Consider the following 10,084-nt stretch of genomic DNA (forward strand, 5'->3'; position numbering starts at 1 on the left):
TCGGCGCGCGTGACGCGCTCGAGACCCACGCCGCGCACCTGCCCGCGGCGGGCGGTGCCCACCTGCGCTCGGGAGAGGAGATGGCCGACCTGTTCGACCGGTGGCCCGACGCCGTCGCCGGGGCCGACAGGCTGGGTCGGGAGTGCGCGTTCGACCTGCGACTCATCGCTCCGCAGCTGCCGCCGTTCGATGTCCCCGAGGGACACACCGAGGACACCATGCTCGCCGAGCTCGCCTACGCCGGTGCCGCCCGCCGCTACGGCACCCGCGAGGAGATGCCGGAGGCGTACGCGCAGATCGACCGCGAGCTGAAGGTGATCGCCGAGCTGGGTTTCCCCGGGTACTTCCTCGTGGTCCACGACATCGTCGAGTTCTGCCGCCGCGAGGGCATCCTCTGCCAGGGCCGGGGCTCGGCCGCCAACTCGGCGGTCTGCTACTCCCTGGGCATCACCAACGTCGACCCGGTGCGCGCCCAACTCCTCTTCGAGCGGTTCCTGGCGCCCGAGCGCGACGGCCCGCCCGACATCGACGTGGACATCGAGTCCGGTCGTCGGGAGGAGGCCATCCAGTACGTCTACTCCCGGTACGGCCGGGACTACGCCGCCCAGGTGGCCAACGTCATCACCTACCGAGGACGCTCGGCGGTGCGGGACGTGGCCCGGGCGCTCGGGTACTCCCCGGGACAGCAGGACGCCTGGTCCAAGAGCGTCGACCGGTGGTCGGGGCTGAAGAACCACGAGCGGGAGGCCACCGAGCACACCGTCCCGCCCGACGTGCTCGCGCTGGCACGACAGCTCGTCGGCCTGCCCCGACACCTGGGCATCCACTCCGGCGGCATGGTGATCTGTGACCGCCCGGTGGCCGACGTGGTGCCCGTCGAATGGGCGCGGATGCCGGGCCGGACGGTGCTGCAGTGGGACAAGGACGACTGCGCGGCGGTCGGACTGGTCAAGTTCGACATGCTGGGTCTGGGCATGCTCACCGCACTCCACCACGCCATCGACCTGGCGGCCGAACACAAGGACCTCGACGTGGACCTGGCCAAGCTCGATCTCGCGGACCCACAGGTCTACGAGATGCTGTGCCGCGGCGACTCCGTGGGCGTGTTCCAGGTGGAGTCCCGGGCCCAGATGGCCACCCTGCCCCGGCTGCGACCGCGGACGTTCTACGACCTCGTGGTGGAGGTCGCCCTCATCCGCCCGGGCCCCATCCAGGGCGGTTCCGTCCACCCCTACATCCGCCGACGCAACGGGCGGGAGAAGGTGGAGTTCGATCATCCCGCCCTGGAAGAGGTACTGGGACGGACGTTGGGGATCCCGCTGTTCCAGGAGCAGCTCATGCAGATCGCCACGGTGATCGCCGGCTTCACCGGCGCGGAGGCCGACCAGCTGCGCCGGGCGATGGGGGCCAAGCGGTCACCGGAACGGATGGCGCGGCTGAAGGAGCGGTTCTTCGCGGGCATGCGCGAACTGCACGGCATCGGCACCAGCCCGCCGGGGACCCCGTACACCGGCCCGGAGGTGGGGGAGCGGATCTGGGAGAAGATGTGCGCCTTCGCCAACTATGGCTTCCCCGAGAGCCACTCCCAGTCCTTCGCCGCGATCGTCTACTACTCCGCGTGGTTCAAATGCCACCACCCGGCGATCTTCTGCGCCGCCCTGCTGCGCAGCCAGCCCATGGGCTTCTACTCACCCCAGTCGCTGGTGGCCGACGCCCGCAGACACGGCGTCACCGTGCACCGGCCGTGCGTCAACCGCTCGCTCGGCGGCGCCACATGCGAGAACGACGGCACCGAGGTTCGCCTCGGCCTGGAGTCCGTGCGGGCGATCGGGGAGGACCTGGCCACCGCGATCGCCGACGAGCGCGACAGTCACGGCCCCTACACCTCCGCGGCCGACCTCGCCGGGCGCACCGGACTGTCCGTCCGGCAGATGGAGGCACTGGCCACCGCCGGTGCGCTCGACTCGCTCGGCACGGGAGGACGCCGGGCGGCCCTGTGGTCGGCGGCCACCGCGGCCCGTGAGAAGCCCGGCATGCTGCCCGGGCTCAGCCAGGTCGACGCTCCCGCCCTCCCCGGGATGAGCCTCCTCGAACTGACCTCCGCGGACCTCGCCGCCACCGGCATCAGCCCGGAGGAGTACCCGACCGTCCACGCCCGGCCGTGGCTCGACTCCCAGGGGGTGTGCACCACCGCCGGACTCGCGCACGTCCCCGACGGCAGCCGCATCCGGGTCGCCGGGGCGGTCACCCACCGACAGCGGCCCGCCACCGCGGAGGGCGTGACCTTCCTCAGCCTCGAGGATGAGACCGGCATGACCAACATCGTCTGCTCGGTCGGGCTGTGGGCGCGCTACCGGCCGATCGTCTCATCGGCCCCGGCGCTCATCGTTCGCGGCACCGTGGAGAACCGCTCGGGCGCGGTCAGCGTGGTGGCGGACAAGATCGAACGACTCCACCTGGGCATGGCCATCGGACGCAGCAGGGACTTCCGGTGACCACCCGGGGCGGCGACAGAGGGGCCCGCCGAGGGGCGGTGTCAGGCGGCCCGCACCGAGGCGATCGCGCGGACGCTGGCGACCGCACACACCACCCAGATGACGATGAGCACCGCCACCGTCAGCAGGCTCGCCGCATGCCATCCGAGGTAATGAGCGCCCAGGCCGCAGGTCGACAACGGATAGGTCATCGCCCACCACCCCGGGGTGAACGGCATCCGGGCCAGGAATCCCCGCACCGTCGTCAGAACCGCGAACGCGCCAAGTCCCGCACCGGCGACCAGCACGGTGGCCCCGTACACCCGGGCCACACCCGCCAGTGCCGGACCCGAGAGCACCTGGGCCGCCGCCGTGGACTGTCCCACGATCCCCAGCGGAATCCACGTCGAGGTCGACAGCACCACCGGCACCGGCGTGCGGAACCACGCATGGTGGTACGCCATCACGATCACCGCGCTCCCCAGCGCCAGGGCCAGCACGAAGCAGAACACGCACGCCGCCGACAACAGGACCCTGGCGACATCCGACTCGAACTGCCGGGCGATCACGCCACCCGCCGTCGCCGAGACCATCGGCGGCACCATCGGCAACGCCCACGTGGGGAGCGGATGGTCGGGTCGCGTAGCGAACAGCCACACCGCGAACCCCACCGCCGTGGCCAGGCCGAGCACCGTGCCCGCGGCCCACAACGCCACATCCACGCCGAAGGCGATCCACGCCAGCGTCGGCGCATGGGCGTCCACCACGACGAACGAGGCGGACCCCACCGCGAGCAGTCCCATCGAGACCATGCCCCACAGCGGGAGCATCGCCGCGTCCCGCACAGACGACGTCCACATGTCCGGATCGCGCGCCACCGACCTGGCGAACCCCGCGCCCAGCCCGACCAAGAGGACCCATCCCGCGACAAGCATGATCACCGCTGCCGGGGAGAAACCGGGCACCCGCACCGAGTGCGTCTGCAGAAGCGTGGCCAGGCCACCGGTTCCCATCACCGCGCCGAACCACGCCGGCCCCGGGCCGGGAACAGCGGACGCCGCAGGTCCTCGTCCTGCTCCGGAGGTCTCGGTCACCAGGACACTATGCCCCCGGCCGCCCACGCGCGAAGAACCGGGGGGTGGAGGGCGCGGACCATGCGCGGATACCGCGGCGGCAGGTGGGGCGACGCCGTACCTTCGGGGCATGAGCGTCCCCTCCGCCGACCGTCATCCCGCCGCGGCACTCGACGACCTCCGTACCCGTCTCGACCACTCACACCTCATCACCGACCCCGACGTCCTGCAGAGCTACCGGCAGGACTGGGCCAAGGCCCCCGACCCCGGTACGCCCCTCGCCGTGGTGCGCGCACGCACCACCGAGGACGTCCAGGAGGTCATGCGCTGGGCGAGCACCCACTCCGTCCCGGTCGTCCCGCGCGGCGCGGGATCCGGGCTGTCCGGCGGCGCCACCGCAGTGGACGGCGGGATAGTCCTGTCCACGGAACTCATGCGCGACCTCCACGTCGACCCTGTCACCCGTACGGCCACCGTCCAGCCGGGGTTGTACAACGCCGAGGTCAAGCAGGCCGTCGCCGAACACGGCCTCTGGTACCCGCCGGACCCGTCCTCCTACGAGATCTGCTCGATCGGCGGCAACATAGCGACCAACGCCGGCGGACTGTGCTGCGTGAAGTACGGCGTCACCACCGACTACGTCCTCGGGATGACGGTCGTCCTGGCAGACGGCACCGCCGTCCGACTCGGCGGACCGCGGCTCAAGGACACCGCCGGGCTGAGCCTGACGAAGCTGTTCGTCGGCAGCGAGGGGACGTTGGGTGTCGTCACCGAGATCATCCTGCGGCTGATCCCCGCCCAGCCACCGCGGTCGACGGTGGTGGGGATCTTCCCCGACGTCGTCGCCTGCAGCGAGGCGGTCCTGGCCATCACCCGCCGAATCCGCCCCGCGATGCTCGAGTTCATGGACACCGTCAGCATCCGCGCCGTCGAGGCGGACCTGCGGATGGGCCTCGACACCGACGCCGGCGCGATGCTTCTCGCGCAGTCCGACCTGACCGGGCCCGACCGCGCGGACGAGACCGAGTTCATGGCCGAGGCCTTCCGCACCCACGGCGCCACCGAGGTCTTCGCCACCGACGACCCCGACGAGGGCGAACAGTTCACCATGGCGCGCCGGGCCGCGTTCACGAGCCTGGGCAAGGTCGGGACCCTGCTCCTCGAGGACGTCGGCGTGCCGCTGCCCTCGCTGCCCCGGCTCGTCGCGGGAATCGAGGAGATCTCCGCGCGCCGAGACGTCCCGATCGCCCTCGTCGCCCACGCCGGTGACGGGAACACCCACCCCATCATCGTCCTCACCGACGACGACCCGGACCGCGCCGACCGGGCCCGCCTCGCGTTCGGCGAGGTGATGGACCTCGCGATCGGGATGGGCGGGACGATCACGGGGGAGCACGGCGTCGGACGCCTCAAGGCTCCCTGGCTGCCCGCGCAGCTGGGCGATGACGTCATGGCCCTGACCCGGCGCATCAAGAACGCGCTCGACCCGCAGGGGATCCTCAACCCCGGCACGATGCTGTAGCGGCCGTCACCGGGCCGGAATCAGGCCGGATCCCGGGGATTTCCCCGATGCGCGGTCGCGCCCGGCCGACGAGCACCCACCTCATGGTCACCGACCGATTCTGCGAGTGACCGCGGGGGAGCGGGGCGGACGCGGCCCTCGTCGTCGTCGCCCCGCTCGCCGAACGGGGTGCCCGACGTCAGTCGTCGACGCGGACCCGCACCGCCGCGGCCACCGGCGTGCCCACCTGCACGACCCGGCCCGCCAACGACACCGAGATGATCCCCAACTCGACCTGCCGGGAGACCACCTCCACGGGCGAATCGGGGCGCAGGCCGATCTCGGCGAGGTGGCGCAGGACGGCGTTGTCACGGTCGGAGACCCGCGTCACCACACCCGTAGAACCCTCGTCGACATGATCCAACGGGGTGTCGCCGAGCGGGTCGAGGTGGCCGTCGCGGGTGGGGATGGGATCACCGTGGGGATCGCGGCGCGGGTGGTCGAGGAACACGTCGAGGGCGTCGACGAACCGGTCCGAGACCACGTGCTCCAGCGCGTCGGCCTCGGCGTGCACCTCGTCCCACGGGTACTCCAGGCACCGGGAGAGGAAGGTCTCGATGATCCGGTGCCGCCGCACCATCGCCACCGCGAACGACCGACCCGCCTCCGTGAGCACCACCGGCGCGTACGGCCGGTGCTCGGCCAGGCCCATCGTGACCAGCTTGCGGACGCCCTCGCTCACGGATGAGGGCGACGCGCCGAGACGCTCGGCCAGCGCGCTCGAGGTCACCGGGTCGCCGCCGGCGCCGAGCGCGTGCACGGCCATGAGGTAGGCCTGGATCGTCGGGGTGAGGTCGGCGAGGGCTCTCGGCGGGTCGACGGTCATGTGACCATCATCCCCGATCGTCGCCCGCGGGCGCTCGCCACCGCCCGCGGGATCACCCCGCGCCTGGGCGCGAGCAACTGCGCCGTCGCGAAGATGACCGCCTGGGTGAGGACCACGACCGGACCGGGCGGGAGGTCGGCGTAGTAGCCGAGGTACAGGCCGGTGACACCGCCGATCAGGGCGACGACGACGGCGAGGATCATCGTCCCCCGCATCGTGTCCGCCACCAACTGGGCGGTCGCGCCCGGGATGATGAGCGTCGCCACGACCAGGATCACACCCACGGACTGCACCCCGGCGACCGTCGCGGTGGCCAGCGTCGCCAGCAGCAGGGCGGTGAGCGCCCGGGTGCGCAGCCCCAGGGTGTGGGCGTGGAGCCGGTCGAACGCCAGCAGGATCAGGTCGCGCCGGAACGTCAGCAGCACGATCACCGTGAAGGCGGCCACGACGAGCACCTGCACGAGGTCGGAGTCGCGGACGCCGAGCACGGAACCGAACAGGATCGAGTGCAGGTCCTGCTGGGTGGGGAACCGGGCGATCAGCACGAGACCGAACGAGAACAGGGCCGTGAACACGATGCCCATCGCGGCGTCCGGCCGCACCGTCCCGCTCTCGCGGACCGCGCCGATCAGCCACACGGCGACGAGGGCGGCGACGAGGGCGCCGACCGCGAACGGGATGCCGGTCAGCGCCGCGATCACCACTCCCGGCAGGACCGCGTGCGACACGGCGTCGCCCATGAGCGACCAGCCCATGTGGACCAGCCAGCAGCTCAGCAGTGCGCCGGCGACCCCGGAGGCCGTCACCACGAGCAGCGCGCGGCGCATGAACTCGTACGACATCGGTTCGGTGAGGAGTTCGATCACGAGACGGCCCGATCGGTGACAGGGGACGCGGCGGCGCCCCGGGCGGAGTCGGCGGCCCCGGGGAGGCGGGCCCCGAGCAGGGTCGACAGGACATGCGGCGTCGTGGTCTCGGCGACCGGGCCGTGGGCGACCAGGCGGCCGTTGAGCAGGGCCACCGAATCGGCGAGCCGCTCGACCGTGCCCAGGTGGTGGGTGGAGACCAGCGCGGTGCGGCCGCCGGCGGTGAGCTCGCGCAGGACGTCGATGTAGACCTCCTCGCTGCCGGCGTCCATCCCGTTGAACGGCTCGTCGAGCAGGAGCAGGTCGGCTTCCTGGGCCAGGCAGCGCGCCAACATGACCCGGCGACGCTGGCCGCCCGAGAGCTCGCCGATGCGACGCGCCGCGAGCCCGGACAGGCACACCCTCTCGAGGGCGTCCGCCACGGCGGCGCGGTCCCGTCCCGACGGCCGACGCCACGGCCCGGTGAAGTGCCGACGGCCCTGCATGACGACCTCGGCGGCCGTGACGGGGAAATGCTCGTCGATGCCGTCGGCCTGCGGCACCGCCGCGACTCGTCCGCTGCGCAGCGCGCCGCGGACGGACGTGCCGAGGAGGCGGACGGAGCCCGCCGTGGGGGTGACCAGGCCGAGCAGCGCCTGCAGGAGAGTCGACTTGCCGGAGCCGTTGGGGCCGAGCAGGACGGTGATCTCCCCCCGCGGCGCGGACAGCGAGACCGCGTCGAGGGCCCGGACCTGTCCCCGGTCGACGGTGAGGTCGGAGACGACGACGGCGGGCGGGCCGGTGTCCGGGGAGAAGGGCAGTGGCCGATCGGTCATGAGGTCAGCTCCCGGGTGATGGTCTCGAGGTCGTGGTCGAGGAGGTCGAGATAGGTGGGCACGGGCCCGGTGGGGCCGGAAAGGGAGTCGACGTACAGCAGGCCCGCCAGGCGGCTGCCGGTCTCGGCGGCGACCTGCTCCATGGCGGCGTCGGAGACCGTCGACTCGCAGAACACGGCGGGGATCTCCCGCTCGCGGATCCGGTCGATCAACGCGGTGACCTGCCGGGGCAGGCCCTGGTTCTCGCTGTTGACCGGCCACAGGTACAGCTCCTCCAGCCCGAGGTCGCGGGCCAGGTAGGAGAACGCACCCTCGCAGGTGACGAGCACGCGGCGGTCCTCGGGCACCGATGCCACCGCCTCGCGGGCGCGGACCGCCATCGCCTCCAGGTCGGCGACGTAGTCCTCGGCGCGGGCGCGGTACTCCGCCGCACCGTCCGGATCGAGGGCGGCGAGGGCGTCGGCGATCGCGCGGACGTAGCGTGCGCCCTCGACCGGCGACATCCACGCGTGGGGATTGGGCCGGCCGGTGTAGTTGCCCGCCCGGATGGGCAGGGGCTCGACCCCGTCCGTGGTGACGAGGTGGGCGGCGTCGGTCCCGTCGATGAACCGCAGGAGCCAGTCGTCCATCCCCAGCCCGTTGCTCACCACGAGGTCCGCGCCCTCGACCCGCTTGAGGTCCTCTACGGTCGGCTCGTACTGGTGCACGTCGGCGCCCGGCGTGGTGACGGACTCGACCACCACGCGGTCGCCGCCGACGCGTCCGACCATGTCGGCCAGGATCGTGAACGTCGTCGCCACCACCACCCGGTCCCCGGACGCGTCGGACCTCTGGCGGTCGTCGACGTCCGCCGGCCCGGTGACGCCGACCGCGCACCCGGACAGCAGCGCGAGCGCAGTGGTGAGCGCTGTTGCGGCTGCCCGACGAGGGGCGGCGCTACGGGTGGCAGCGCCTCCGAGTTTCGTCATACCGAAACTTTAAATCAATCGGCCGGAAAATCCATACCGCCCCGGTAGTCCTGCTGGCGCCATGCCTCGTAGACCGCCACCGCGGCGGCGTTGGACAGGTTCATCGACCGCCGCCCGGGCAGCATCGGTATCCGCACCCGCGCCGTCACGCGCGGATCGGCGAGGACGTCCTCGGCCAGGCCGGTGGGCTCGGGGCCGAAGAGCAGGACGTCACCGGGGGCGAACCGTACCTGCGGCAGCGCGAGGTCGGCCCGGGCGGAGAAGGCCCACACCCGTGCCGGCAGGAGCCGGGCGTACGCCGCCTCGAGGTCCTCGTGGACCTCGACGTGCGCCAGGTCGTGATAGTCCAGCCCGGCCCGCCGCAGGTGCGGCTCCGACAGGTCGAAACCCAGCGGGCCCGCCAGGTGTAGCTCGCACCCCGCGCCGGCGGCCATGCGGATCGCGTTGCCGGTGTTGGGTGGGATACACGGACGGTCGAACAACACACGCACACCCACACCGGTCATGGGGGCCATTCTCGCAGCGCCCCGACAACGGGCGCGCCCCGGAGTGGGATACTGGTGCGCGTGACCGCGATCAAGCTGGACGGCAAACTCACCCGCGACGAGATCGTCGCCGACCTCACCCGGCGCGTGTCCGCGCTGCGGGAGAAGGGGATCCCCCCGGGGCTCGGCACGGTCCTGGTGGGGGACGATCCCGGCAGCCACTCCTACGTCAAGATGAAGCACCGCGACTGCGAGCAGGTCGGCATTGCCTCCATCCGACGCGATCTGCCCGCCGACACCAGCCAGGCCGAACTCGAGGCCGTGATCGACGAGCTCAACGATGATCCCGCGTGCACCGGGTACATCGTGCAGCTGCCGCTGCCCAAGCACCTCGACGAGAACGCGATCCTCGAGCGCATCGACCCGGCCAAGGATGCCGACGGACTGCACCCCGTCAACCTCGGCAAGCTCGTGCTGGGCGAGCCCGCCCCGCTGCCGTGCACCCCCAACGGGTGCATCCACCTGCTGCGCCGGTTCGGGGTGGAGCTCGATGGCGCACACGTCGTGGTGGTCGGCCGCGGCGTCACCGTCGGTCGCCCGATCGGTCTCATGCTCACGCGGCGTAGCGAGAACGCCACCGTGACCCTGTGCCACACCGGCACGCGTGACCTGGCGGCGGAGACCCGGCGAGCTGACGTCATCGTCGCCGCCGCGGGCGTGGCTCACATGCTCACCCCGGACATGGTCAAGCCCGGCGCCGCGGTGCTGGACGTGGGGGTCTCCCGCCTCGACGGCAAGCTGGCCGGTGACGTGCACCCGGACGTGTGGGAGGTCGCCGGGGCGATCTCGCCCAACCCGGGCGGCGTCGGCCCGCTCACCCGCGCGTTCCTGCTGAGCAACGTGGTCGAGCGCTGCGAGCGGCTCGACGCCGACACCTGACGGCTCCCGTGACACACCCCGCTCCCGACCGCGCCCGGCACCGGGCCACCGACGCCCGGCCCCGCCGGACGCGCCCC

At 72.2% G+C, this 10,084-nt stretch carries 9 protein-coding genes; 3 read left to right on the forward strand and 6 right to left on the reverse strand.

Annotated elements, in window-relative coordinates:
• A partial coding sequence (locus HMPREF3086_RS11045) for an error-prone DNA polymerase (protein ID WP_070721876.1) occupies positions 1-2,495 on the forward strand: 2,495 nt, incomplete at its 5' end.
• A gap of 41 nt (positions 2,496-2,536) precedes the next feature.
• Here the strand turns inward: HMPREF3086_RS11045 and HMPREF3086_RS11050 are convergent.
• Positions 2,537-3,568 (reverse strand): SLAC1 family transporter, encoded by a 1,032-nt coding sequence (locus tag HMPREF3086_RS11050; protein WP_061913995.1) that lies wholly within the window; start codon positions 3,566-3,568, stop codon positions 2,537-2,539.
• 109 nt (positions 3,569-3,677) lie between these two features.
• On the opposite strand from HMPREF3086_RS11050, the gene HMPREF3086_RS11055 reads away from it, so the two are divergent.
• Entirely contained in the window at positions 3,678-5,069 is a 1,392-nt protein-coding gene (locus HMPREF3086_RS11055; protein WP_061913997.1) for an FAD-binding oxidoreductase, read from the forward strand.
• A 178-nt stretch (positions 5,070-5,247) separates the two neighbouring features.
• Here the strand turns inward: HMPREF3086_RS11055 and HMPREF3086_RS11060 are convergent, their stop codons facing one another.
• Genes HMPREF3086_RS11060 through HMPREF3086_RS11080 form a run of 5 tightly spaced genes read right to left on the reverse strand, consistent with a single transcriptional unit; the run spans position 5,248 to position 9,089 of the window.
• Entirely contained in the window at positions 5,248-5,934 is a 687-nt protein-coding gene (locus HMPREF3086_RS11060; protein ID WP_061913999.1) for a metal-dependent transcriptional regulator, read from the reverse strand.
• Positions 5,931-6,800 carry a metal ABC transporter permease gene (locus tag HMPREF3086_RS11065; protein ID WP_083324409.1) on the reverse strand — a complete coding sequence of 290 codons (870 nt, stop codon included), beginning with the start codon at positions 6,798-6,800 and terminating at the stop codon, positions 5,931-5,933. The genes HMPREF3086_RS11060 and HMPREF3086_RS11065 overlap by 4 nt, the downstream gene beginning before the upstream one ends.
• Positions 6,797-7,615 carry a metal ABC transporter ATP-binding protein gene (locus HMPREF3086_RS11070; protein WP_070721879.1) on the reverse strand — a complete coding sequence of 273 codons (819 nt, stop codon included), beginning with the start codon at positions 7,613-7,615 and terminating at the stop codon, positions 6,797-6,799. Before HMPREF3086_RS11070 ends, HMPREF3086_RS11065 begins: the two co-directional genes overlap by 4 nt.
• The gene (locus HMPREF3086_RS11075; RefSeq protein ID WP_246830969.1) at positions 7,612-8,583 is read right to left on the reverse strand and encodes a metal ABC transporter solute-binding protein, Zn/Mn family; all 972 of its coding nucleotides are present in this window, start codon (positions 8,581-8,583) and stop codon (positions 7,612-7,614) included. Before HMPREF3086_RS11075 ends, HMPREF3086_RS11070 begins: the two co-directional genes overlap by 4 nt.
• A gap of 14 nt (positions 8,584-8,597) precedes the next feature.
• Positions 8,598-9,089: a tRNA (cytidine(34)-2'-O)-methyltransferase gene (locus HMPREF3086_RS11080; RefSeq protein WP_070721881.1), complete on the reverse strand. Its 492-nt coding sequence runs from the start codon at positions 9,087-9,089 to the stop codon at positions 8,598-8,600.
• 60 nt (positions 9,090-9,149) lie between these two features.
• On the opposite strand from HMPREF3086_RS11080, the gene HMPREF3086_RS11085 reads away from it, so the two are divergent.
• A complete protein-coding gene (locus tag HMPREF3086_RS11085) occupies positions 9,150-10,007 on the forward strand; it encodes a bifunctional methylenetetrahydrofolate dehydrogenase/methenyltetrahydrofolate cyclohydrolase (protein ID WP_070721886.1) in 858 nt (285 codons plus the stop codon).
• Positions 10,008-10,084: the final 77 nt, after the last annotated feature.

The sequence above is a fragment of the Dietzia sp. HMSC21D01 genome (assembly GCF_001815995.1).
Classification (GTDB): domain Bacteria; phylum Actinomycetota; class Actinomycetes; order Mycobacteriales; family Mycobacteriaceae; genus Dietzia; species Dietzia cinnamea.

Coding starts and splice junctions, on each gene's coding strand:
- HMPREF3086_RS11055 (WP_061913997.1), top strand. CDS start 3,678: ATGAGCGTCCCCTCCGCCGACCGTCATCCCGCCGCGGCACTCGACGAC.
- HMPREF3086_RS11080 (WP_070721881.1), bottom strand. CDS start 9,089: ATGACCGGTGTGGGTGTGCGTGTGTTGTTCGACCGTCCGTGTATCCCA.
- HMPREF3086_RS11070 (WP_070721879.1), bottom strand. CDS start 7,615: ATGACCGATCGGCCACTGCCCTTCTCCCCGGACACCGGCCCGCCCGCC.
- HMPREF3086_RS11060 (WP_061913999.1), bottom strand. CDS start 5,934: ATGACCGTCGACCCGCCGAGAGCCCTCGCCGACCTCACCCCGACGATC.
- HMPREF3086_RS11075 (WP_246830969.1), bottom strand. CDS start 8,583: ATGACGAAACTCGGAGGCGCTGCCACCCGTAGCGCCGCCCCTCGTCGG.